Here is a 24,369-nt window from a genome sequence, read left to right on the forward strand (position 1 = left end):
GCGGGCGATCCGGGAATGGGTGTTGCGGCAGAAGCGGCGCGTTGCACTTGTCGGTGGCGTCGATATGCTGATCGCGAGCAGGGGGCAGGGCCTGGCGCCGATGGATCGTGATTATCTCGCCGATTTGTTCGAGCCGTTCGGGGCGGTGACGATCCGGCGGATGTTCTCCGGCTTCGGCATCTCTGCCGACGGCGTCAATTTCGCGCTGGTGATCCAGGGCGCGATCTATCTGCGCGCGGACGATGCGACGATCCCGCAATTCGAGGCGGAGGGCTGCAGGCCGTTCGCCTACAGCACGCGCCTTCGCACCGTCACGGTCGGCTCGTATTGGCGGCTGCCGGACCGGCTGCTCGACGATGCCGACGAATTCGTCGCCTGGGCACGGGCCGCGTTCGCCGCTGCGGAGCGGGCGGCGCTGGCGAAGGCGCAGAAGCCGCGCGCAGTGAAGCGCGCGACGAGCAAGGTGGCGAAAAAGGTCGCTGCGAAGCCGGCGAAGCAGAAACGCAAGCCGGCGGACCGACGTCCCGTCACGCGTTGATAGTTGAGGCGTTGATAGTTACGACGACGCCGCGTTGGATCGTTCGCGTCGTGTGACTACGCCACCTTGGCCGGTTCGACACTGCGGAATTCCGGATCGGTTTCGCAGATCACCCGGTTGCGGCCGTTGCGCTTGGCCGAATACAGGCAGGCGTCGGCGCGTTCGATCAGGGCGTAGGCGTCGTCGTCCGGCTTCAACGTCGACACGCCGGCCGACAGCGTCACCCGGCCGAGGATTTCGCCGGTCGACTTCTTCTTCAATTCCTTCGACATCACCGTCCGGCGGACGTCGTCGGCGACGACCAGCGCCTGGCGCAGCGGCGTGTTGGGCAGCACCACGGCGAATTCCTCGCCGCCGTAGCGCGCCGGAATGTCCTTGGTCTTGATGCTCTGCTTCAACGTCATCCCGACCAGCCGCAGCACCTGATCGCCGGTGAGGTGGCCGTAATTGTCGTTGAACGACTTGAAGTGATCGATGTCCATCATCAGCAGCGACAGCGGCAGCCGGCTCACGGCGGCGCTGCGCACAGCTTCGTTGACGACGCGATCGAAATGCTTGCGGTTGCCGAGGCCGGTCAGGGGATCGGTCAGGCTCTCGGCGCTGATCGCCTCGAGGCTGGCCTGCAGGTTGGTGATTTCCTGCCGGGAGGTCGACAGCCGCTCTTCGAGCGCGGTGTTGGCGTGCTGCATCTCGCGGGTCGACGCCACCAGCCGCTCGACGATCGCCTTGATCTGTTCGTGGTCGGTGGCGAGCGACAGCTTCTGGCTGGCGCCCTTCAGATTGTCTCCGAAGGTCGCGGTGGTGCCGAGCGTATCGGCCAGCAGCGACATCATGTCGTCGATCTCGCTGACGACCCGCGCACCGATCCGGTCGATGCGTTCGTGGGTGCGGCCGTGCGACAGATAGGTTTCGTGCAATTGTTCGAGGTCGGCGTCCGACAGCCGGCCTTGCTCGGCCAGCGTGTCGTTGATCGCCTTGTTCAGGTCCGCATTGTAGCCGGTGGAGTAGACGTACCAGATCTCGTAATTGCGCGGCATCGCTCCGTGCCGGAGCGCCCGGATCTGGTTCAGCGCGAGCTCGGCATAGGCCAACGTGCGCTCGTGGTCATTCTGCATAGCGGCCAGATCCCCAGTCGTCGGGGATTGCCCCCAACCCTCCATCGTGGGCTGAACGCTACGTCGCGAGGGTGAATGCCCGGTAAATTTCCGGGGTCAATCGACCTCGCGTCAGCCCCGTGCGCGCACGGGACGCAGCAGAAAGGCGGGCAGATGCGAGTGATCGCCGGGCTCGGACGACACGTCGCGCGCCGGCGGCGCCGACCCGAACGAGGCGTGGGCGGCCGGTGCAGCGGCGGGCGCCGCCGGGGTGTTGCGTTCGCGCCGCGGCTTGCGGGCCTCGCGCGGTTCACGGGGCTCGCGAACCTCACGGGCCTCGACCGGCGCCGGCGCACGGGCCTCGCGCGGCTCACGGGCAGGGCGGGCTTCGCCACGTCCACCTTCACCACGGCCTTCACGGCGGGGGCCACGCGCCTCGCGGGCCGGGCGGTCTTCGCCACGCGGCTCGCGGCTGCGCGACTCGGAGGAGCGGCGCGACGACCGCGCGGGGCGCTCGACCTGCTCGGTCTGTTCCTCGTCGGCGTCGCCGGCCGGGCCGGGGTCGACGCGGGGAATTTCCTTGCCGATCAGTTTCTCGATCGCGGCGATCGACTTCTGGTCGGACGGCGCGACGATCGAAATCGCGGTGCCGAGACGACCGGCGCGGCCGGTGCGGCCGACGCGGTGGACATAATCGTCGGGATGGTGCGGCACATCGAAATTGAAGACGTGGCTGACTTCCGGAATATCGAGGCCGCGGGCGGCGACGTCGGAGGCGACCAGGATCGGCAGTTCGCCCTTGCGGAAGGCCTCGAGCGCGGCGGTGCGCGCGCTCTGGTCCATGTCGCCGTGCAGCGCGCCGACGCTGAAACCGTGCTTCTGCAGCGATTTCGCCAGCAATGCCACTTCGCGCTTGCGGTTGCAGAAGATGATCGCGTTCTGCAGGTCGGTGGCGGCGCGGATCAGGCGGCGCAGCGTCTCGCGCTTCTCGTGCGGCTCGCGACCGCAGGGGACCTGCGACTGCGCCACTGTCACGGCGGTCGAGGCCGGCTTCGAGACTTCGATCTTTTCGGGATTGTGCAGGAAGGTCTCGGTGACGCGGCGGATTTCCGGCGGCATCGTCGCGGTGAAGAACAGCGTCTGGCGGGTGAACGGCACCAGCTTGCAGACCCGCTCGATGTCCGGAATGAAGCCCATGTCGAGCATCCGGTCGGCCTCGTCGATGATCAGCATCTCGACGCCGGTGAGCAGCAGGCCGCCGCGTTCGGTGTGGTCGAGCAGGCGGCCGGGGGTGGCGATCAGCACGTCGACGCCGCGGGTCAGTTTGAGGTCCTGATCGCCGAACGAGACGCCGCCGATCAGCAAGGCGACGTTGAGCTTTTGACCGGCGCCGTATTTGTCGAACTGCTCCTTCACCTGAGCGGCGAGTTCGCGGGTCGGCTCGAGGATCAGGGTGCGCGGCATCCGCGCGCGGGCGCGGCCCTTTTCCAGCATCGTCAGCATCGGCAGCACGAAGGCTGCCGTCTTGCCGGTGCCGGTCTGGGCGATGCCGAGAACGTCTCGCCGGGCGAGCACGTGGGGGATCGCCTGTTCCTGGATCGGGGTGGGGGTCGTGTAACCGCTGGCCGCGACAGCGGCGAGGACCTTGTCTGAAAGGCCGAGATTGGAAAAGGACATTGAGCCTCTGTTATGGGGGCATGATCCAATCCGAAACCGGAAGGACCGTTTTCGGTACCATGCCTCGGGACGACACCGCCGCTTGGGATCTTGGAATCAACTGTCGCGCTCAATCCCGGAGCGGCAAGCATATTTGCACGGGGATCTCGGATCGCAGACAGGCGGCTTACTCAAGATATCGCGTTTCGATACCGGGCCGCGTCTCGCCGGAACATAGGGCTGAATCGGCCAAAGTCAATCGGCCAGACGGCGAGAACGGCGGAAAGCTTAATGTTTCGGCAGGAATCGGAGCCGAAACGGAGAGGAACTGCGCCGCTCACCAAGCGTAGCGCACCACGCCCTTGCCGGCATAGCTGCGGGTCACGTCGGAGAACTCGCCCTCGAACACCGCGGCCAGTGCGATGCCGCTGGCGAATCGCAGTTCGGCGGCGGCTGTGGTCAGCACCGCGTTGCGGGCCGGCGCGGCGCCGTTGACGACGAAGCTGGCGCCCGGGAGCGCCTGGAAGGTGGGGGTCAGCGCGCGGCCGGTGTCGAAATTATGCACCCAGGCGGCGCGGCCGCGCAGCGTCAGCAGCGCGTCATTGACCACCCAGGAGGCGTCGGAACGCAGCCCGAATTCGGAGCGCGAGGCGGTGACGCTGGCCGATTGATAGTTCAGCGCGAAGGCTCCGGTGCCGGCCGAAGCCTGTTCGGCGTAGGCGGGGGCGTCGTAGGTGGTGAACTGGCCGGCGGCGTAGGGTGTGAGCCCGGCCGATGCTCCGGCCCATGACGTCGACGTCGCGTAGCGTGTGCCGGCCTCGATCCGGCCGGACCATGACTGGGCCTTGAATTTGGCCTGCAGCCGGCTGAACCCGCCGATCAGCACGTTGCGCTCGGTGGTGACGTCCTGCCAGCCATAGGCCGCCGCGGCGGTGAGATAGGCCGTGCCGGCCTCATGCCGCACGAAACCGCCGGCCTGGAACAGATCGGAGCGGCCGCTGCCGAAACCGTCGACGCTGAAATTTGTCGCACCGCCGGCCATGGCGAACCCGGCCAAGGTGGAGGGCGAGATCCGATAGTCGGCGCCGACTGCGCCGCCGGCCATCCGGCTGGTGGTGGTGGTGGAGCCGAGGCCGCCGTTGCCGTCGGTGGTCTGGGCGCCGCCGAAGCCAGACGCCCACACGCTCCAGCGCCGGGCGATGGCCGGGGCAGGCGGCAGCGCGGCCTTGCTGATCATGCTATGGGCCCGGCGTTCGGAGGCGGAGCGCCCGCGTCCGGTCGCCTCATAGGCGAGCGCATCGGCGGCAGCCGCGAAGGCCTGCGGCGGTGCGGCGTCGGTTGCCACCGCGACGCCGCGCGCTGCGACGAACGGATCGGTGAGCAGACCGAGAAACATCGTCATCGCATCGAAGGTGGATTGCTGCGCGGCGACGGCGGTCTCGCCGGAGGCGACCGTGAGCCCGGCCGCGTTGGGCAAGCCGTAGGCCAGCGGAATCCTGCCGTTGCGGCCGAAATAGTCGGAGAGCGCGTTGGCGACATTGGTCTGGTTGATGTTGAGACCGCTGTTGCGCGGCGTCGGCATCGGCGTTGGCGTTGGCGTTGGTGTGGGCGTTGGTGTGGGCGTCGGCGTGAAATCCAGCACCAGATTGAGGTAGGCGGCGTTGGCGTCGGTGCTGAGGCTGGACCTGAAACTGCTCGGCAGGTTGGTGTTGACCAGGCTGCCGAACGTGCCGATCACGCCGCCTGTGGCATTGACGATGGTGTATTGCTGTTGGACATGGCTGCCGGGCGCGAACACCGCCTGCACGGTGGCGCCGCCGAGTGTCGCGGTGCCGGTGACGTTGGCGCGGTCGGCTCCGCCGTTGTCGACTTCGACCATGTAGGTCGAAGCCGCGGTGAAGACGAGATTGCCCTGGATGCTGAGCGTGCCGACCGAGTTGCCGGGCGCCAGCGTGCCGCCATTGATGAGGGTGCTGCCGACGCTGCCATTGCCGCCGAGCGTACCGCCGGCGTTCACCACCACCGTCGAGTTGAGGATCGATCCGTTGACGCTGAGCGTGCCGGCGTTCACCAGGGTCGCCCCGCTGTAGCTGCTGATGCCGGTGAGATCGGTCACGCCGGTGCCGGCCTGCACCAGCGCGCCGGTGCCGGAAATGACGCCGGCAAAGCCGTAGCTGTCGCTGCGGTTGAACACCAGCATGCCGTCGTTCTGCACATTGCCGAGGATCGAGCCGGTGGTGCCGCCATCGCCGAGCCGCAAGGTGCCGCAACTGCAGATGATGGTGCCGCCGGTGTAGCTGTTGGTCCCGGAGAACGTGTAGTCGCCATCGGTCTGCACCGCGCGGTCGCCGCTGATGGTGCCGGCGAACAGGTTGCTGCGATTCGGGAAACTGGTGAGCAGCAGCGGGGTGGCCGCCGCCGCGCCGGTGACGACGGTGCCGGCGCCGCCGAGATTGTTGATGATTTCCAGCACCGAGCCGCTCATGTCGATGGTGGCGCCGGCATCGACCGTCACCGAGCCGGTGAAGCCCAGCATCCGGTACAGGTTGATCTGGTTGACCTGCAAGGTGCCGCCGGCGACCACGACCGCCGAGCCGGGATGGATGTCGGGGAGGGGGCCGGCCGGAAACGGCAGCACGCCGCTGAAGAGGATGGTGCCGGTGTCGGTGGTCGAGCCGAACACCGCGGTGGCCCCGGCGCCGAGCGAGAAATTACTCGCCGGTCCGCCGATCAGCATCGTGGTGCCGGTCGCCGCCGCCAGCACGCTGGTGGTGCCGGTGGCGAACACCATGTCGTTGGTCAGCACGCCGGTCGCCGTGGTGCGCAGGGTGCCGCCGGCCATCGTGACCGGTCCGGTGCCGAGCGAGGCGAAGCGTCCGAGCGCCACGGTGCCGGTCGCAAGCGTGCCGGCAGCGACGACGGTGCCACCCGAATAGCTGTTGGCCCCTGACAGGGTCATCGTTCCGGTGCCGGCCTTGACCAGCGAACCGCCGGTGCCGCCGCCGAGCCCGCCATCGGCGATTACGCCAGTGACGGTGGTCGACTGGTTGTTGCTGCCGACGGTGAGTTGGTTCTGGCCGAGCGAAAACACGCCGCCGCCCGCCAGCGAACCGGCGGTGAGCCGGTTGGTGTTGAACGAGGACTGGCTGAAATCAACGGTGGCGGTATCGACATTGACGAAGGCGGCGTTGCCGCCGTTGCCGTTGGCCGCGAAAGTGACGACGCCGCCGGCCCGGTTGGTGATGACGGCATCGCCCGCCGTGCCATTGGAGGCAAATCGCACGGTGCCGCTGTTGGAAATCGCGGCGCTCCCGGCCGTGCTGGTCCCGACGAAGGACAACGTACTGGGGCTGTTGTTGGTGATCACGGCGCTGCCCGCGGTCGATGTTCCCGTAAACGATCCGAGGATGTTGAACGTCAGGTTGGCGGAGCCCGCGCTGCTGCTGTTGAGGAAGGCCACGGAACCCGCCGCCACCATCGTCACGGTGCTGTCGCCCGCCGTGCTGGTATTGCGAAAATTCAGGTTGGCATCGCTGGTGATGGTGACGGCATTGCCGTCGGTGAGGATGCCGGCGCCGGTGAGGAAAACCGATTCGCCCGCGCCTGCGAAGTTGTAGGCAATGGCGCCGGCATTGAACGTCCAGCCGCCGAGGGTGGCGTTCGAAGCGAGTGTGACGTTGGTGTTTGCCGAGGCGCCGAACACCGCCGTGTCGGCGGGCGGCCCGGTCGGGCTCCAATTGGCGGCGGTACCGTAGTCATTGGCGGCCGTCCCGCCGAGCCAGATGGCGTCGGCAGCTTGGGCGGGACCAGCTATCCACAGGGTGTCAAGCGCCAGGGTGCAAAGCGCCGAGGTCGACAGCAGGATGGCAAGCGAACATGTACCTGACAAACGATGCCGAGCCGTAGCGTGCGCCATCTCTCTTGGTCCGATCGCTCGTGGAAGGAATCGCGCATCAACGAGTAGCTCGCCAGCTCTGCTAAGCCCATGTGGAACTCATGTCTTTCTGGGGAGCGTGCGATGTTTGGGCTGTGTGTGCTGAATTAGCAACAAATCAACAGGACAGCGTCCGCGATGAAGACGTGGTGCGGCGCACTGCCACAGCGGCGCTGATGTCAAATACGGCGGCTGCTCCGACCCGCGTGGCGATGAATTGCCGGGAGATTCCTGCTGCCGACCGACATTCCGGCGGCGACCGCCGGGCGGGAGGAGCCGGTGCGCGACGGCCTGCGCACGCAGGCCGGATTTGCAAATTCCGGAAAGCCGAGGCTCCGACAAAAAGAAAGGCCCGCAGCGCGGACCTTTCCAGACGCTCATACTGGAACGCGATTACCAGAACGCGATGACTTTTGTTCGGATCGTCACGCGCTCCGGATTCTCGTTTGGGCATGATCGTCTCCGAAAACCGGCATCCGTTTCTCGGGATCATGCTGATGGCCCATCAAACGCAGCGGCCGTTGTAGTAGCGCTTGCCGGGGCCGCACCTGTCGGCGAAAGCCGCCTCGGAAATCATCACGGCAGTCAGCAAAGTAAGCGCGATGAGCGTCAGCATTTTTTTCAAAGAGAGCCTCCCTCGGAGCTTGTCCGCTATCGCAGCGAACGTGTCGATTTGAATCGGCTTGTTGTAGTATCTGCATGACAACCCACAAAGACCTTGCTGTCAACGTGCGGGCGGCGGCCTTCTCGGAGCCCGGTCGAGCGCGATGGTCCCGGCGAACGCGCGTCAGCCTTGCGGGCGTCGTCGCCGCAGCGTCTCCGTCGGCGACTCCCCGAACGCCTCGCGATAATCCTTGGCGAAGCGGCTCGGATTGGCGAAGCCGCAGCGCAGCGCAACGCCGACCACGGTGGTCGCCGCGCCCGTCTCGATCAACTGCTTGGCGCGCGACAGCCGGACCCGCTTGATGAAGGCGGCCGGCGAGCAGCCGCGATGTTTGATGAAGGCGCGCGTCAGCGTCGAGACGCTGACTCCCGCGGCGCTCGCCAGATCTTCGGCGCCGATGCCGGCCTCGCAATGGGTCTCGGCGTAATGCTCTGCCCGCAACACCCAGGGCGGTGTCGAGTCGCGATCGGTGTCGTCCAGCAAGTGACCAAGATTGTGGCGGCTGCAACACAGCAGCGAGGTGATGCAGGCCTGCTCGAGCTGCAGCAGGACCTTGTTCGGCCAGGCCGAGAACGCCGGATCGAGCCGGCTGGCGAGCAGCTTCAGCAGGTCCCGAAAACCGAGATAGCGGGGATCGTTGCTCGCGATCGCCGGTTCGAAGGCGATCTGCCGGTGCGGGGTGAAGCCGATCAGCGATGCCATCGTGCGCTCGAGCGCCTGCTGGGGAATCCGCAGAACAAGCTGTCGAAAGTCCTGCCCGAGATCGAGCTGCACGCGGCGCCCCGGCGAGCACACGAACGCGGCGCCCTTGGTGAATTCGAGGCGATGCGCGCCACTGGTCAGCTGCGCATGGCCGTGCAGGCAGACATGCACCAGCGCGATCGAACGTTCGGGGATCAACACTCTGGTCGGAGCCGCGTTGCCGAGAAAATACAGCCCCACATGCGGAAGTTCGGCGAGATTGGTTCGCAGAAAGAAGCCGTCACGGGCGGTCGCCGTCACTTCGACGCCGTAGCGTCGCATCACGTCGCGCGCTTCAATTGGGTCTCGGCTTCGCAGGATCGAAAAGTCCCGCAGTGGCTCCGGCTCGTCATTCAGCAACTCGGCGTTCATGAGCAACCGACTACGCCGAACCCGCGCGCATTCCTACTATGGAGCGGAGTTCAGCCGGCACTATTGCGTGCTGTCCTGAATGACCGAATTCGTACTTACCGTAGCTTAGCGGTCTTGGGATAGTTAACGGCTGGGTGTTGCACGTAACGGTGAGCTGATCTGCAAAAAATGACTGCACCTCGGGATGACCCCGAGTCCGGCGCCCCGAACAGGCGGCGCTCGCATTGCGGAGCGGTTCTGGCGGCACGGACATCACACGCAAGCAAGCGCCTTGCGGGGCGCGACATGTCGGCACGGCTATCGAGGGGACTGGAATGAATCTCTCCAACGTCAAGATCATCTACAAAATCGCCGCGTGCTTCCTGCTGCTCAGCGTCGTGGTCGGAGTTGGTATCTGGCACGCCGCCGAGAAGATGAGCGAGATCGACAAGCTGTATTCCGACATGCTCGGCAACGACGTGCAGGGCATGAAGGCTAACATCCGTGCCAATGCGCGCGTTTACAATATCGGCCGTCTGTCATGGCGTGTCATCGCCGAGACCGATCCGGCCGAATTGCAGAAGGTCAGCCAGGAAGCTGCGGCGACCCGCAAGGAGTTCATTGATTATATCGCGCAGGCCAAGCAGGGGCTTCCGGCCTACGCGGATGATTTTGACCGGATCGTCCGACAGTTCGAGGATGTCGTGGCGCGAAAATACGCGCAGGTCGAGAAGGCGGCGATCGCCAACCAGAAGGACGAGGCCGTCCGGCTGGCAAAAAGCATGGGCGAGGACAATCAGGCGTTGCGCGATGCGCAGACTGCGATCACGAACCGGGTCGACAAGGACCTCGCCAAGCGAGCCGATGCGATTTCCGCTGACGTCTCGACCACCATTCGCCTCACCGTCCTGACGATCGGCGGCGCTTTCCTCGCGGTGCTGGCGATCGCCTTCGCCATCGTGCAGTTCGGCATCGCGCGCCCGATCGGCCGGCTGGTCGGCGATCTGCAGGCGATGGCGCGCGGCGAGACGGTCGAGGTTTCCGGCACCGAGCGTGGCGACGAGATCGGCCAGACCGCCAACGCCGTCGAAGGCATCAAGCTGATGCTCGACGACAAGGCGAAGCAGGACGCCGCGGCCAAGGCGGATCAGGACCGCAAGCTCGCCGCGCAGCGCAAGCAGGACATGGCGAGGCTCGCGCACGACTTCGAAGCCGCGGTCGGCGAGGTGATCCAGACGGTGTCGTCGGCCTCGACCGAACTGGAGGCGTCGGCGACGACGCTGACCTCGAACGCGCAGCACGCGCAGGAAGTGACGACGACGGTCGCCGCGGCGTCCGAGCAGGCCTCGGCCAATGTGCAGTCGGTGGCGTCCGCCACGGAAGAGATGGCGTCCTCGGTCACCGAGATCAGCCGCCAGGTGCAGGAGTCCGCGCGCATCGCCCAGGAAGCCGTGGGGCAGGCGCAGGCCACCAACGAGCGCGTCGGCGAACTGTCCGCCGCCGCGGCGCGGATCGGCGACGTCGTCGACCTGATCAACACCATCGCCGGCCAGACCAACCTGCTGGCGCTCAACGCCACCATCGAGGCGGCGCGCGCCGGCGATGCCGGCCGCGGCTTCGCGGTGGTCGCCTCGGAAGTGAAGGCGCTGGCCGAACAGACCGCGAAGGCCACCGGCGAGATCAGCCAGCAGATCAGCGGCATTCAGGCGGCGACCGATCAGTCGGTGTCGGCGATCCGGGAGATCGGCGCGACGATCTCGAAGATGTCCGAGATCGCCTCGACGATCGCCTCGGCGGTGGAAGAGCAGGGCGCCGCGACGCAGGAGATCTCGCGCAATGTGCAGCAGGCAGCGCAGGGCACGCAGCAGGTGTCGTCCAGCGTGATCGACGTTCAGCGCGGCGCCAGCGAAACCGGCTCGGCGTCGAGCCAGGTGTTGTCGGCGGCGCAGTCGCTCGCCAACGACAGCAACCGCCTCAAGCTCGAAGTCGGCAAGTTCCTCGAGACCGTCCGCGCAGCGTGAGCGCGGACGCGGCGCGGACCTCCCCCAAGGTCCGCGCCACCCCCAGGCCGGATCGCCGCCGCCACCCCCCGCCGAAATCGGTTGAACCCTGCTCCTGTTCTGACCGACTATGGCGCAGGCGGCGCGATCCGGCCGCCTTGCTATTCGGGGACCTGGAATGCGATCGCTGGCGCGGCGGGGGATATCGGCGATCGGAGCGATCGCCGCGGTGCTGATCTGCTGTGCTCAGGCCGACGCCGCCAAGCGCGTCGCGCTGGTGGTCGGCAACAACGATTATCGCAACGTGCCGAAGCTGCAGAAGGCGGTCAACGACGCCCGCACCATGGGCGATGCGCTGCGCACGCTCGGCTTCGAAGTGATGATCGCGGAGAATCAGAATCGCACCGCGTTCAGCCGGAGCCTGCTGGCGTTCGACAATATCATCGAGCCCGGCGACACTGCGTTCTTCTTCTATGCCGGCCACGGCTTCGAGATTTCCGGGCAGAACTACCTGCTGCCGACCGACGTGCCGGCGGCGACCGAGGGCCAGGAGGAACTGGTCCGCGACGCCGCGATCCTCGCCGACCGCATCGTCGAGCGGCTGCAGAATCGCGGCGCACGCACCGCGATCCTGGTGTTCGACGCCTGCCGCAATAATCCGTTCGAGCGCCGTGGCGTCCGCGCGCTCTCCGGCCGAGGCGGGCTGGCGCCGATGACCACGCTGCCGGAGGGCGTGTTCTCGATCTTCTCCGCCGGGCCGCGGCAGACCGCGCTCGACCGGCTGTCGGACACCGACGCCGATCCGAATTCGGTGTTCACCCGGGTGTTCGCCAAGCAATTGCTCGATCCTGGTGAGAACCTGGTGCAGGTGGCGCAGCGAACGCGCCGCGCGGTCAGCGAGATGGCCGACACCGTTGGGCATCGGCAGGTGCCGGTGTATTTCGACCAGATGGTCGACGACGTGTTTCTGAACGGCGCGGCCAAGCCCGGCGCAGCCGCGTCGGCAGCGTCCGCCGAGCCGCCGCAGAAGGTCGCGGCGCTGCCGCCGGTGGCGCCGCTGAAGCCCCCGACCTCGGAAAGTCTCAACGCGCCGATCGCCAGCTTCTCGCGCCACAATGGCGGCTGGACCGTGGTGTTCTCGATCGCCGATCCGACGCTCGGCATTTCGTGGCGGCTCGGCGACAGCGGCGAGTTCCGCGAGACCGGCTTCATGGACACGCTCGATCCGCGCACCCGCAAGCGGATGCCGAACCCGTCGATCCAGCTCCCGTCCGACGCCCAGGCCGCGACCATCGAGGTCCGCTATGTCGACGCGCTCGGCGAGATGCAGGGGCCGTTTCCGATCCGGTTCGAGCCGGAGGCCGCGCTGCTGCGCGACCAGCGCAAGATCCTCGACATGACCGCGACGAGCTGGCTGTCGTTCCGCGACTACAACGGGCTGCTGGTCTACTACACGCATCTGATGTCGTATCGCTGCGCGATCCGCGAGGCGCGCATCGGCATCGACAGCGCGGTGCCCGACAAGGCGCTGAAGCTGCCCGCCTGCGACATGCGCGACCCGGTCGCGATCCCGAGCAGCGCCACGCCCTATCTGAAGCTGGCGCCGGGCGTGAAGTCGGTCTCAGTCGAACTGACCTATCGCGACGGCAGCGTATCGGAGATCAAGACGTTCCGGCGGTGACGATCGTCGGCTTCTTTCAAGGGGCGGCGTGGACGCGATGCTGCGGGCATGCCTGAAGCCGCAGTATCATCGCGCTCACCGGGCGACCGATCAGTCGGCCTTCGACTCGATCAGTGCACGCACGCGCTCGGCTACGAGCGGCGATGCCGGATTGTAGACGATCATGCCGAGTTCGGGGCGGCCTTCGACTGCGAAGGATGAGAACTCCATGTCGAGACGACCCGCTTCGGGATGTTTGATGCACTTGACGCCTTCGCCGTGCGCGACCACCTCGTTGTCCTGCCACAGCGCTGCGAATTCGGAGCTGAGCCGGCACAACTCATCGACCAGCCGGGATACTTCGTCGGTCGCGCCGGCACCGGCGCGGGCGACGTCGGCGCGGAATGCGCCGACCACGAAACGCGCCACGCTGCTCCAATCCTCCTGCCGGGCCCGCTTGCGCGCATTGCCGAACAGCAGGCGCAGGATGTTGCGCTGCTCGCGCGGCAGCTTGCCGTAGTCCGTGAGCAGCGCCGCGGCGGCCTTGTTCCAACCGACAACGTCCCAGGTCGCGGTCTTGATGATGGCCGGGCTGAGCGGCATCGCGTCGAGCACCCGCTGCAGCCGCGGCGTGATCCCTTCGGCCGGCGTGTAGCGCACCTCGGGCGGGCGGCCGAGGCCGAGCATGAACAGGTGCTCGCGCTCCGGTTCGGTCAGCATCAGCCCCTTGGCGATCCGATCGAGCACCGCGGCCGACGGCGCACCGCCGCGGCCCTGTTCGAGCCATGTGTACCAGGTCGCGCTGATATTGGCGCGCTGCGCGACTTCCTCTCGCCGCAATCCGGGCGTGCGCCGCCGGCCGGCGGCAAACCCGAAGGCCGCGGGATCGAGCCGTGTTCGGCGACTGCGCAAATAGGAGCCGAGGTTGTTCTGATCACGGGCCATGAGCGAACCTGTTGAGACTTATACCAGGATAACCTCACGACTTTAACACGACGACTTATCCCGCCAAAGTCGCCGCCGACCAACTCGGAGGTTTCTCATGCGTGTCTTTCTGACTGGCGCGACCGGCTTCATCGGTTCGCGCGTTCTCGAGCAGCTCCTTGCCGCGGGCCATGAGGTGCTCGGGCTGACCCGGTCCGACGCCGGCGAACGCTGGCTGGCGCAAACCGGAGCTCAAGCCTATCGCGGCTCGCTGGAAGACGCCGCCGGCCTGGCTCGCGGCGCAGCGAAGGCGGACGCCGTCATTCACACGGCGTTCGACCACGACTTCTCACGCTATGCCGAGAACTGCGCAAAAGACGCCCGCGTCATCGGCGCGATGGCGGAAGAACTGGCGGGTTCGAACAGGCCGTTCATCATCACCTCGGCGACCGGCATGGGGAGCCGAGGTGCGGGCCAGCTCGCGGTCGAGGACGTGGTGGATTGGGCGCACGCGCTGCCACGTGTTGCCAGCGAACGTGCCGGCTTTGAGGCCGCGGAGAAAGGCGTCTCGGTCGCCGTGATGCGGCTGCCGCAGGTGCACGACACCGAGCGGCAAGGCCTGATCTCGCCGCTGATCCAGATCAGTCGCGCCAAGGGCGTGTCGGCCTATGTGGGCGACGGCAGCAACCGCTGGCCGGCGGTCCATATCGACGATGCGGCGCGGCTGTACCGGCTGGCTCTCGATCATCACCAAGCGGGCGCCCGCTATCATGCGGTCGCCGAGCAAGGCGTCAGTCTGCGCCGGATCGCCGAGGCCATCGGTGCCGGACTCGGCGTGCCGGTCGTCGCGCTGACGCCGGATCAGGCCCCCGATCACTTCGGCTGGATGGCGCCGTTCATGGCCCTCGACATGCAGGCCTCGAGCGCCTGGACGCGCAGCCGGCTGAACTGGACGCCGGTCGGGTCGGATCTGATCTCCGACCTCGAGGCGATGGACTATGAGAAGCTTGACGTTGCGAGCTGAGGGCGGCGAGGCCGGGCGGCATTGCCGCCGCGGCCTCACACCTTCCGCGAGATCAGGATCAGCAGAAGGCCGCCGAACGCGGTGGAGGCGCCGTACCACATCCAGGGCGATTGATCGATCATGAAGCTCTCGGCCGGCCAGCGGATAATGCCGGCGCCCTGGCCGGTCCAGACCAGGCCCATGACGACGGCGAGGATGCCGATGACGAGGAACAGAATGCGCATGATGCGATTACGCACTTCTTTCGGTGTGGATTCAAGGGGCATGACGAACTGTCGACACCACAGCAGGCGGACAGATTTTGACGCTGGCATCTCACCGTTTGCCGTAGTATGATTTTGCCATGATCCGGTCTTGGCAAAACGCTGCCACCCGGAAGTTGTGGGATGGCACCCGATCCGACCAGTTTCGCGGTCTCGATACCGAGGCGGCGATTGATCTTCTGTTGGCATTGAACGCCGCCAAGTCGCTTCAGGACCTCAGTCCGTTGAGCAGCGTGGGGCTGCACAGGCTGAAAGGCGCCCGCAGCAAGCAATGGGCGATGACCGTGAATGATCGCTGGCGGATCTGCTTCGAGTTTCGCAAGGGCGATGCATTCGACGTCGAGATCGTCGATTATCACAAAGGGTAAGAAGAGGAACGCGAATGGCCCCCATTTCGCATCCAGGTCGATTGCTGAAGCGTGAACTGACGGCGCGCAAGCTCAGCGCTAATCGGCTGTCGATCGACATCGGCGTGCCGTCGGGACGGATCACCGATATCCTGAATGGCCGACGCTCGATCACCGCCGATACGGCGGTCCGTTTTGGACGTTATTTCGGAAACGCTCCGCAGTTCTGGCTCGATCTGCAGAGCCAGTACGACATCGCGGTGATCGAGCGCGACAAGGGCGCGGAGATCGACCGGCAGGTGAGGCCGGCCGAGGTGGCGTGACCGCGGCCGCACTCACACGTCCAGCAAATCCTCGCTGGCGAACTCCGCCTTGTCGCTGATGAACGCGAACCTCGCTTCGGCCTTGGTGCCCATCAGGCGCTCGACGGAATCGGCGGTGCCGTCGCGGTCGATGTCCAGCAGGCTGACGCGCAGCAGCGTGCGCCTGGCCGGGTCCATGGTGGTTTCCTTGAGCTGCGCGGGCATCATCTCGCCGAGGCCTTTGAAGCGGCCGACATCGACCTTGGCGTTGGCGTTGAATTCCTTCTTCAGCAGCTCGTCCTTGTGGGCGTCGTCGCGGGCGTAGACGGTCTTGGCGCCGTGGGTCAGCCGATACAGCGGCGGCACCGCCAGATAGAGGTGGCCCTCGTCGATCAGCTTCGGCATCTGGCGATAGAAGAAGGTGATCAGCAGCGAGGCGATATGGGCGCCGTCGACGTCGGCGTCGGTCATGATGATGATGCGCGCGTAGCGCAGATCTTCCTCGCGGTAGTTCACCCCGGTGCCGCAGCCGATTGCCTGCATCAGGTCGGAGAGCTGGGCGTTCGCCACCACCTTGTCCTTGGTGGCCGAGGCGACGTTGAGGATTTTGCCGCGCAACGGCAGCACAGCTTGCGTCTTGCGGTCGCGCGCCTGCTTGGCGCTGCCGCCGGCCGAGTCGCCCTCGACGATGAACAGCTCGGAGCCTTCGGCCGCGGTGTTGGTGCAGTCGGCGAGCTTGCCCGGCAGCCGCAGCTTCTTGACCGCGGTCTTGCGCGAGATTTCCTTTTCCTGGCGGCGGCGCAGCCGCTCCTCGGCGCGCTCGACGACGAAATCCAGGAGCTTGTTGGCCTGCACCGGATTGCCGGACAGCCAGTGATCGAACGGGTCCTTGATCGCCTGCTCGACGATCTTCTGCGCTTCGGCGGTGGCGAGGCGGTCCTTGGTCTGGCCCTGAAATTCCGGCTCGCGCACGAACACGCTCAGCATCACCGCGGCGCCGACCATGACGTCCTCGGAGGTGATCGAGGCGCCGCGCTTGCCCTGGCCGACGCGCTCGGCGTGGTCCTTGAGGCCGCGGAGCAGGGCGCTGCGCATGCCTGCTTCATGGGTGCCGCCGTCCGGCGTCGGCACGGTGTTGGTGTAGGAGGACAGAAAGCCGTCGGCGTCCGCGGTCCAGGCGACCGCCCATTCGCAGGCGCCGTGGGCGCCGTTGCGGCCGCTCTTGCCGGAGAAGATGTCGGGATGCACCAGCGTGTCGGCGTGGATCGCCGCGCCGAGATAGTCCTTCAGGCCGCCGGGGAAGTGGAAGGTGTCTTCCGCCGGAACGTCCTCGAGGCCCTTCAGCAATTCGGGATCGCATTTCCAGCGGATCTCGACGCCGCCGAACAGATAGGCCTTGGAGCGCGCCATCTTGAACAGCCGCTGCGGCTTGAACGCCGCCTTGGCGCCGAAGATGTCGGCGTCGGGCTTGAAGCGGACGCGGGTGCCGCGCCGATTGTTGATCTTGCCCAGACTCTCGAGCCTGCCCTGGGGGATGCCGCGCGCGAACACCATGCGGTAGAGCTGCTGGCCGCGCGCGACCTCCACTTCAAGCCGCGACGACAACGCATTGACGACGCTGACGCCGACGCCGTGCAGGCCGCCCGAGGTCTCGTACACCTTGCTGTCGAATTTGCCGCCGGCATGCAGCGTGCACATGATCACTTCGAGCGCGGATTTTTTCGGAAATTTCGGATGCGGATCAACGGGAATGCCGCGGCCGTTGTCGGAGACGGTGAGGTAGCCGTCGGCGCCGAGCTCGACCTCGATGAAGGTGGCGTGGCCGGCCAGCGCCTCGTCCATCGAGTTGTCGATCACTTCGGCGAACAGATGGTGCAGCGCCTTCTCGTCGGTGCCGCCGATATACATGCCGGGGCGGCGGCGCACCGGCTCCAGCCCTTCCAGCACCTCGATGTCGGCGGCGGTGTAGCCGGCCTCGGCGCCGCCGGTCGGCTTGGCGGCCGGGCGCGGTGCGCCGGATTTCGGCGCGGCCCCGAACAGGTCGCCGGCGGTTTTGGATTTTGAGCTAGCCTTCAATGCCTTGGCCATGAGTCTTGAAGCTGTCCTGAAGTCGGTCCGGAGATCGTGGGTGCTGCTGCCGGCGGCGCGCGCCGGGCGAATCGCTAGGCTCAACTATGCCATGGAAGCGCTGTGGATGGTGACGCCGGCAGGGCGGCGGCCGTCTGCCGCTGGAACGGGCATATAGGCCGGAGCCGGGGATATGGGAAGGGCACCGCCGGCGTCAGCGGCCGCATGATACCGCTGCTCCGGAGCAGTCGCGGCTGTGTGAGGTGCAAACCGCCGGCCAAGGGTCCAGAACCGTGTCGCGGCCGGCCCCGGGCAATCCGTCACGGGGGGCGGCGCTTGTCGACCGGGCGGGGGACCGTGCTATGCGACAGCAAGATGAACCGCCGGCGGGTCGCCCGCAGGTCGGAAGGGACAATGGAAGAAGCTTTTCGCGGCCTCATCGATTTCGTTCGCGAGCATCAGGCCTGGGCCGCGCCGGTGGTGCTGGTGCTGGCGTTCGGGGAATCGCTCGCCTTCATCTCGCTGGTGGTTCCGGCCTGGGGCGCGCTGGTGGCGATCGGCGCGCTGGTCGGCGCCAGCGGCATCAGTTTCTGGCCGGTGTGGCTCGCGGCCGCGCTCGGCGCCTCGCTGGGCGACTGGCTGTCGTACTGGTTCGGCTACCGCTACAAGGACAGCGTCGCGCAGATGTGGCCGCTGTCGAAGTTCCCGGGGCTGCTGCTGCGCGGCGAGGACTTCGTTCAGAAATGGGGGGTGCCGAGCATCTTCATCGGCCGCTTCTTCGGGCCGCTGCGCGCCTCGGTGCCGCTCGCGGCCGGCATTTTCGAGATGCCGTATTGGCAGTTCCAGATCGCCAATGTGCTGTCGGCGCTGGTGTGGTCGGCGGTGCTGCTGCTGTTCGGCGACGCGCTGTCGATCGGCGTGAACTGGCTGGTGCGGTCGATCTGACGCAGGCGGCGCGTATGTCACCTTGTCCGATCAAACTGTCGTCATGACGCGAACAAGTCACCGGCCGCGGCGTAGATTGCCGCAGGCTCGAACCAACCCCATCAAGGACAAGCCATGGATATGACACGACGTCACGCCCTCACTGCCGCCGCGGCACTCGCCGCCGCGCCGATGCTGCGCAGCGCTCCCGCCGAGGCGGCCGCGCCGCTCGCCGACAAGCAGGCGCCGAGCTTCTATCGCTACAACGTGGGCGATGCGCAGGTGAACGTGATCTCCGACGGCGCCAACACCTTCCCGCTGCCCGACGGTCTGGTTCTCAACGCCAAGAAGGACGAGGTCAACGCCGCGCTCGACCGGGCCTTCATGCCGAAGGACAAGATGACGATCGTGTTCAACCCGCTGGCGATCAACACCGGCGGCAAGCTGGTCGTGGTCGACACCGGCAACGGCCCCGCCGCGTTCGCGTCGAGCAAGGGCAATGTCGGGCAGTTCGCCGGCAACATGGCGGCCGCCGGCCTCGATCCCAAGGCGGTCGACATCGTGGTGATCTCGCATTTCCACGGCGACCACATCAACGGCCTGCTCAGCGCCGACAACCAGCCGGTGTTCCCCAATGCCGAGGTGCTGGTGCCGGCGGCGGAGTGGAAGTACTTCATGGACGACGGCGAGATGAGCCGTGCCCCGAACGAGCGGATGCAGGGCGTGTTCAAGAACGCCCGCCGGGTGTTCGAGGCCGGGCTGAACAAGAAGGTCACGCCCTATGAGTGGGGCAAGGATGTCGCGCCGGGCCTGCTGGCGGTGGAGGCCGTCGGCCACACCCCGGGCCACACCTCGTTCGTGCTGTCGTCCGGCGCCGACAAGGTATTCATCCAGTCCGACGTCACCAACCATCCGGCGCTGTTCGTCGCCAATCCGGGCTGGCACCTGATGTTCGACCAGGACCCGGCGATGGCCGAGGCCACCCGCCGCAAGGTCTACGACATGCTGGTCGCCGACAAGATGCGGGTGCAGGGCTTCCACTATCCGTTCCCGGCCAATGGCTACGTCCAGAAAGACGGCAGCGGCTACCGCCTGGTGCCGGCGCCGTGGAGCCCGGTGATCTGACGGCTGTCGGAGACGCGCTGATATCGTCATTGCGAGCGAAGCGAAGCAATCCAGTGCGCCGAGCACAGGATTCTGGATTGCTTCGTCGCTTCGCTCCTCGCAATGACGGGAAGGAACCTCTCCCCGCGTGCGGGGAGAGGTCGGATCAGCGCGAAGCGGTGATCCGGGTGAGGGGGCGTTTCGACGGAGCCGAGCGCATGTCTTGTGCGGCGGAGCCGAGAGACAGCGACTCGCGTCGCCCCTCACCCCAACCCTCTCCCGCCAGTGGGAGAGGGAGTTCGCTGGCGGCTTGGCTGACGCCGAGGTCAGATCGCGAGCGATGACGCGGGGACGGACTTCGTCAAAAAATCACGCACCCGCGTCCGCACCTCGTCGAGATGCGTGAACAGGCTGACGTGCTCGCCGGCCTCGATCGCCAGCAGTTCGCCGTGCGGCGCGGCGCGAGCCACGCGGTCGGCGTGTGCGAACGGCACCACGGCGTCGGCGGTGCCGTGGATCGCCAGCAGCGGCGGCGCCAGGGCTGCGACGTCGATCGGCGGCATCGCGGCGAAGGTCGCGGTGTCGGTCAGCGTGCCGGGCAGGCGCTGCGCCATCCGGGTGAACACGCTGGTCTGCAGCTCGTCCAGCATCGCGCCGGCGATGGGATGCGCGAGCGTCCGCGCGCGCAGCTGTGGATCGCGGATCGAGCGGCTCGCCGCCTTGTCCGGATCGCGCGCAGCACTCCAGCGCATCAGCGCGACGAGGCCCGGCAGCCGGGCGATCCATTTCATCATCGGCAGCCGCGACCGCACCTGCGGCGGCACCTCGAGCGTGCCGGTGCAGCACGACACCAGCACCACGCCGGCGCAGCGCGAGGGATGGCGCAACGCGAAATGCAATGCCGACGGCCCACCCGCCGAGACCGCGATCACGATCGCCTGGTCGATGCCGAGCGCGTCGAGCAGCGCGGCATAGAGATCGGCCTGTAGCTCGGGCGTCTCGCCGCCGGCCTGGGGGGTGCCGAGATAGCCCGGCCGCGACAGCGCCAGCACGCGATAGCGCGGCGCGTCGCCGAGCGTCGCGCGGGCCAGCAGCAGGCTCTGGTCGCAGCCGCCCATGCCGCCATGCAGCGCGAGCACGGCAGCGCCGTCGCCGGATGCGGCGAGTTCGATGACGCCTCGCGCGGTGGGCACGAGGATGGGCAGGGCAGCGCGCGCAGCGGCGCGGCCCCGCTTCAGGGGAGCAGACATGGTATGCCTCTTGAAGCTGTGAGCCGGCGTGCGGTCAGGCGGCGCGGCGCGGGGCGAGCGCGCGGATCAGGGCCACGGCTTCGGGCGGTGGCTTTTGTTCGATCCGGCGATAGACCCGGCCGTCGCGCGTCCGCGTCATCAGGCACTGATCGCACAACTCGCGGCGCAGCAGCGCGTGGTCGCCGAAGCCGTGATGCGCGGCGAGCCATTCGTTGACCTGCTTCTCGCTCATCTCCAGTCCCGAAGGCACCCGCGACCACAGCACCCACAGGCACAACACGCGATGGCTGGCCTTCTTCGGCCAGCGTGTCAGCCCGCCTGTGCCGTCGAAATAGCGGGCGACGCGGGCGACCTTCTGCAGATCGGCCAGCGGCTCCGGTTCGGGCTGCCGCTGCAACTGATCTGCGGCGTCGAACTGGGCGCGGAAATGCTGGAAGTTGCGGAAACCGGCGGCGCGGGTCAGCAGGTTCAGGAGCTGGACGTGGCCGAGCTTGCGGTCCTGCGCTTCGAGTTCGCGGCCGAGTGCACGCGCCAGCGTCGAGACATCGGGCGCGGCATAAGGGAAAACGGTTCTGGTCATGACCTCATCCTCGATCGTGCCGAACGAAAATGTCGATGGTCGCTGACTTTCGACGCGGCACGGGACAAGTGTCTGCCGGATCAGGGAACGTGGCAGGTTTAGCTTCCCATGCGGGACAGCGACGCCTTGGTGAACTGCCGACCAGTGCGCGGGGAAATACAGCGCACCCGGTCGATTTGCAAGCATGACGGGCGCTGCCACCGTTTTGTCAAAGCAGTGTTGCGGAGCGGCATCGCGGCTTGACGGTATCAGTTTCTGCAACTATCAACGCGCCATGATCAACGCCGTTGCCACCGCCAAAGCCAACCGCCGCCGCATTTGCGCGGTGGGAGCGGCTGTCTGCGTCTGACAGCGTTGCCCCTGCCGCCGGTTTCGGTCCGCGGCAGGTTGATCTTCTCCCCCCTTCCAAACGCGAACTGATCCCGGCGGCTCCGTCCCGACACAGGAGCCTGCCATGTATGTGCCGCCACCCTTCAAGCCCGACCGGTCGCAATGCCTTGCCTTTGCGGCGGCGCGCGGCTTCGGTCTCGCCTGCGCCCATGACGGCCGCAAGCCGGTCGCGTCGCCGCTGCCGTTCTCGCTGAATTACTCCAGCAACGGCACGCCGCTCCTGTCGTTTCACGTCGCGCGCGGCAATCCGCTGGCGGCGCTCGCCGACAGCCGCGGCTCGTGGCTGATGGCGGTGAGCGGGCCGGGGGCCTATGTGTCGGCCGACTGGTACGCGTCGCCGGATCAGGTCCCGACCTGGCTGTATCAGAGCGTGCATCTGAGCGGCCCGGCGGCGGTGATGTCGGAGGCCGAGCTCGACGGGCATCTTGACGAGGTCAGCGCGGTCTTCGAAAGCTCACTGGCGCCAAAGCGGCCGTGGACGGCGGCGAAGATGACGGCCGGGCGGCGCAGCGCAATGAAGAAGGCGATCGTCGGCGTGATGATGCGGGTGGATCTGGTCGAGGGCAGCTTCAAGCTGAACCAGCACAAATCCGACGCCGATCACGTCGCGGTGGCGAGTGCGCTGGCGCGGCAGGGCGATCCGGCGGCGCAACAGATCGCCGCGCAGATGATCGCGCTGCGGCCGCAGTTGGACTACATAGAGCACGCGACGGCGTTCGCGCCCGCAGAGTGAAGGAACCCGAGATGACCCTGACCGACACCACGACGAACGATGCCGCATCCGGCAGGAGCGGCAAGCCGGTCGTGTTCATCGACGGCGCCGCCGGCACCACCGGGCTCGGCATCCGCGAGCGGCTCGCCCGCCACGGCCAGGTCGTGGTGAAGGACATTGCCGACGACAAGCGAAAGGACGCGGCCGCCAAGCGCGCGCTGATGGCCGAGGTCGATCTCGTCATCCTGTGCCTGCCGGACGATGCGGCGAAAGAAACCGTGGCGACGATCGACGGCATGGGCAGCGATGCGCCGAAGGTGCTCGACGCATCGACGGCGTTCCGCGTCGCGCCGGACTGGGCCTATGGCTTCGCCGAACTGGCGCCCGACCAGGCCGACAAGATCCGCGCCGCGCGAAAAGTCTCCAATCCGGGCTGCTATCCGACCGGCGGAGTCGCGCTGCTGCGGCCGCTGGTCGATGCCGGCCTGATCCCGGCGGACCATCCGGTGTCGATCAACGCGGTCAGCGGCTATTCCGGCGGCGGCAAGGCGATGATCGCGGCTTATGAGGCCGGCACCGCGCCGGCGTTCGAACTCTACGGGCTGGGCTTCGCGCACAAGCATCTCGCCGAGACGCAGCTTTATGCGAAGCTGACGCGGCGGCCGATCTTCATCCCGTCGGTCGGCAATTTCCGGCAGGGCATGCTGGTGTCGGTGCCGCTGCATCTCGATACGCTGCCCGGCAAGCCGAAGGTCGCCGATCTGCAGGCGGCGTTGGAGCAGCGCTACGCCGGCAGCGCCTACGTCTCGGTGTTGCCGCAGGACAGCGCGCCGCTGACCCAGGGCCGGATCGAGCCGGAGGCGCTGAACGAGACCAACCGGCTCGAACTCTGCGTGTTCGGCAGCGATGCGCATCGTCAGGCAGTGCTGGTGGCGCGGCTCGACAATCTCGGCAAGGGCGCCTCCGGCGCCGCGGTGCAGAACATGCGGCTGATGCTGGGGCTGCCGGAAACGCCGGGTCTGGACTAGTCGCTGCCATGTCCGACGCATTCGATCCGGAGACGCTCGCCTTCTATCAGGGCAACGCCGCGGACTACGCGGCGTGGAGCAAGCACCGCCATGTGCGGCTGAACCAGTTTCTCGACACGCTGCCGCAAGGCGCGTCGATCCTGGAACTCGGCTGCGGCGCAGGCGCCGACAGCGCGCATATGATCGCGCAGGGCTTCGACGTGCGCCCGACCGACGGCTCGCCGCAGATGGCCGCGCAGGCCGCGCTGAAGCTCGGCCGCCCGGTCGAGACGCTGCTGTTTCATCAGCTCGATGCCGACGCGCTGTATGACGGCGTCTGGGCCAATGCCTGCCTGCTGCACGTGCCGCGCGACCAGCTCGGCGACGTGCTGGCGCGGATCCGGCGCGCGCTGAAGCCCGGCGGGTTGTTCTATGCGAGCTACAAGGCCGGCGTGGGCGAGGGCCGCGACAAGCTTTCGCGGTACTACAACTACCCGACCGAAGACTGGCTGCGCGAACGCTACGTCGAGGCCGGCGCGTGGTCGTCGCTCACGATCGAGGCCAATCAGGACGTCGGCTACGACAATGAGGCGGTGACCATCCTGCACGTGACCGCGCAGAGGCAGGCATCATCCTGAGCGCCTGCCCGAAAATGCGGGCAATGAAGTCCGCACGTTCGTTTCAACTCGTCATGCCCGGCCTTGTGCCGGGCATCCACGTCTTGCCGCGGAGCCGCGAGAAAGGCGTGGATGGCCGGGACAAGCCCGGCCATGACGGGTTCTGTTGGCGGCGCCTGACCCAGCCTTCAGGCGGATTTACGAACTATCCGCCTCCTGC

20 protein-coding genes are annotated in these 24,369 nt (G+C 67.0%); 11 read left to right on the top strand and 9 right to left on the bottom strand.

The features are described from left to right. Window positions 1–64 precede the first annotated feature (64 nt). The gene (locus ACTZWT_RS14940; protein WP_444770462.1) at window positions 65–538 is read left to right on the top strand and encodes a TfoX/Sxy family protein; all 474 of its coding nucleotides are present in this window, start codon (window positions 65–67) and stop codon (window positions 536–538) included. 56 nt (window positions 539–594) lie between these two features. Here the strand turns inward: ACTZWT_RS14940 and ACTZWT_RS14945 are convergent, their stop codons facing one another. The 4 genes from ACTZWT_RS14945 to ACTZWT_RS14960 form a co-directional block, all read right to left on the bottom strand. Continuing rightward, window positions 595–1,662: a GGDEF domain-containing protein gene (locus ACTZWT_RS14945; RefSeq protein WP_444770635.1), complete on the bottom strand. Its 1,068-nt coding sequence runs from the start codon at window positions 1,660–1,662 to the stop codon at window positions 595–597. Between the two features lie 102 nt (window positions 1,663–1,764). Further along, window positions 1,765–3,309 (bottom strand): DEAD/DEAH box helicase, encoded by a 1,545-nt coding sequence (locus ACTZWT_RS14950; RefSeq protein WP_444770463.1) that lies wholly within the window; start codon window positions 3,307–3,309, stop codon window positions 1,765–1,767. 316 nt (window positions 3,310–3,625) lie between these two features. Then, a complete protein-coding gene (locus ACTZWT_RS14955) occupies window positions 3,626–7,177 on the bottom strand; it encodes an autotransporter outer membrane beta-barrel domain-containing protein (RefSeq protein WP_444770464.1) in 3,552 nt (1,183 codons plus the stop codon). 832 nt (window positions 7,178–8,009) lie between these two features. Continuing rightward, window positions 8,010–8,909 carry an AraC family transcriptional regulator gene (locus ACTZWT_RS14960; protein ID WP_444770636.1) on the bottom strand — a complete coding sequence of 300 codons (900 nt, stop codon included), beginning with the start codon at window positions 8,907–8,909 and terminating at the stop codon, window positions 8,010–8,012. 404 nt (window positions 8,910–9,313) lie between these two features. On the opposite strand from ACTZWT_RS14960, the gene ACTZWT_RS14965 reads away from it, so the two are divergent. Together ACTZWT_RS14965 and ACTZWT_RS14970 are read left to right on the top strand one after the other, a co-directional pair. Continuing rightward, a complete protein-coding gene (locus ACTZWT_RS14965) occupies window positions 9,314–10,999 on the top strand; it encodes a methyl-accepting chemotaxis protein (RefSeq protein WP_444770465.1) in 1,686 nt (561 codons plus the stop codon). A 157-nt stretch (window positions 11,000–11,156) separates the two neighbouring features. Further along, window positions 11,157–12,659 carry a caspase family protein gene (locus ACTZWT_RS14970; protein ID WP_444770466.1) on the top strand — a complete coding sequence of 501 codons (1,503 nt, stop codon included), beginning with the start codon at window positions 11,157–11,159 and terminating at the stop codon, window positions 12,657–12,659. Between the two features lie 90 nt (window positions 12,660–12,749). Here the strand turns inward: ACTZWT_RS14970 and ACTZWT_RS14975 are convergent, their stop codons facing one another. Continuing rightward, window positions 12,750–13,583 (bottom strand): helix-turn-helix transcriptional regulator, encoded by an 834-nt coding sequence (locus ACTZWT_RS14975; RefSeq protein WP_444770467.1) that lies wholly within the window; start codon window positions 13,581–13,583, stop codon window positions 12,750–12,752. A 97-nt stretch (window positions 13,584–13,680) separates the two neighbouring features. On the opposite strand from ACTZWT_RS14975, the gene ACTZWT_RS14980 reads away from it, so the two are divergent. After that, on the top strand, window positions 13,681–14,586 hold the full coding sequence (locus tag ACTZWT_RS14980; RefSeq protein WP_444770468.1) for an SDR family oxidoreductase: 906 nt from the start codon (window positions 13,681–13,683) through the stop codon (window positions 14,584–14,586). 35 nt (window positions 14,587–14,621) lie between these two features. On the opposite strand, the gene ACTZWT_RS14985 is transcribed toward ACTZWT_RS14980, so the two are convergent. Beyond that, on the bottom strand, window positions 14,622–14,852 hold the full coding sequence (locus ACTZWT_RS14985; RefSeq protein ID WP_444770469.1) for a hypothetical protein: 231 nt from the start codon (window positions 14,850–14,852) through the stop codon (window positions 14,622–14,624). 77 nt (window positions 14,853–14,929) lie between these two features. Between ACTZWT_RS14985 and ACTZWT_RS14990 the strand changes: the two genes are divergently transcribed. Beyond that, window positions 14,930–15,217 carry a type II toxin-antitoxin system RelE/ParE family toxin gene (locus ACTZWT_RS14990; RefSeq protein WP_444770470.1) on the top strand — a complete coding sequence of 96 codons (288 nt, stop codon included), beginning with the start codon at window positions 14,930–14,932 and terminating at the stop codon, window positions 15,215–15,217. Window positions 15,218–15,231: 14 nt separating this feature from the next. Continuing rightward, window positions 15,232–15,519 carry a HigA family addiction module antitoxin gene (locus ACTZWT_RS14995; RefSeq protein WP_444770471.1) on the top strand — a complete coding sequence of 96 codons (288 nt, stop codon included), beginning with the start codon at window positions 15,232–15,234 and terminating at the stop codon, window positions 15,517–15,519. Between the two features lie 12 nt (window positions 15,520–15,531). Here the strand turns inward: ACTZWT_RS14995 and parE are convergent, their stop codons facing one another. Continuing rightward, window positions 15,532–17,586, bottom strand: coding sequence for a DNA topoisomerase IV subunit B (gene parE / locus ACTZWT_RS15000; protein ID WP_444770472.1), 2,055 nt, complete (start codon window positions 17,584–17,586; stop codon window positions 15,532–15,534). A 393-nt stretch (window positions 17,587–17,979) separates the two neighbouring features. On the opposite strand from parE, the gene ACTZWT_RS15005 reads away from it, so the two are divergent. Together ACTZWT_RS15005 and ACTZWT_RS15010 are read left to right on the top strand one after the other, a co-directional pair. After that, window positions 17,980–18,510 (top strand): DedA family protein, encoded by a 531-nt coding sequence (locus ACTZWT_RS15005; protein ID WP_444770473.1) that lies wholly within the window; start codon window positions 17,980–17,982, stop codon window positions 18,508–18,510. 114 nt (window positions 18,511–18,624) lie between these two features. Next, entirely contained in the window at window positions 18,625–19,614 is a 990-nt protein-coding gene (locus ACTZWT_RS15010; RefSeq protein WP_444770474.1) for an MBL fold metallo-hydrolase, read from the top strand. Between the two features lie 305 nt (window positions 19,615–19,919). On the opposite strand, the gene ACTZWT_RS15015 is transcribed toward ACTZWT_RS15010, so the two are convergent. Together ACTZWT_RS15015 and ACTZWT_RS15020 are read right to left on the bottom strand one after the other, a co-directional pair. Continuing rightward, window positions 19,920–20,843 (bottom strand): alpha/beta fold hydrolase, encoded by a 924-nt coding sequence (locus ACTZWT_RS15015; protein ID WP_444770475.1) that lies wholly within the window; start codon window positions 20,841–20,843, stop codon window positions 19,920–19,922. 34 nt (window positions 20,844–20,877) lie between these two features. Next, on the bottom strand, window positions 20,878–21,423 hold the full coding sequence (locus tag ACTZWT_RS15020; RefSeq protein WP_444770476.1) for a DUF2087 domain-containing protein: 546 nt from the start codon (window positions 21,421–21,423) through the stop codon (window positions 20,878–20,880). A 454-nt stretch (window positions 21,424–21,877) separates the two neighbouring features. Between ACTZWT_RS15020 and ACTZWT_RS15025 the strand changes: the two genes are divergently transcribed. From ACTZWT_RS15025 to ACTZWT_RS15035, 3 genes are read left to right on the top strand one after another with little or no spacing between them, the layout of a single operon-like run. Continuing rightward, window positions 21,878–22,546, top strand: a complete 669-nt coding sequence (locus tag ACTZWT_RS15025; RefSeq protein ID WP_444770477.1) for an FMN-binding negative transcriptional regulator — start codon at window positions 21,878–21,880, stop codon at window positions 22,544–22,546. Between the two features lie 11 nt (window positions 22,547–22,557). After that, complete coding sequence (gene argC / locus ACTZWT_RS15030; protein WP_444770478.1) at window positions 22,558–23,553, top strand: N-acetyl-gamma-glutamyl-phosphate reductase; 996 nt, start codon at window positions 22,558–22,560, stop codon at window positions 23,551–23,553. 8 nt (window positions 23,554–23,561) lie between these two features. Further along, window positions 23,562–24,170, top strand: coding sequence for a class I SAM-dependent methyltransferase (locus tag ACTZWT_RS15035; RefSeq protein WP_444770479.1), 609 nt, complete (start codon window positions 23,562–23,564; stop codon window positions 24,168–24,170). Window positions 24,171–24,369: the final 199 nt, after the last annotated feature.

This window comes from Rhodopseudomonas sp. NSM, assembly GCF_052445935.1.
GTDB lineage: Bacteria > Pseudomonadota > Alphaproteobacteria > Rhizobiales > Xanthobacteraceae > Rhodopseudomonas.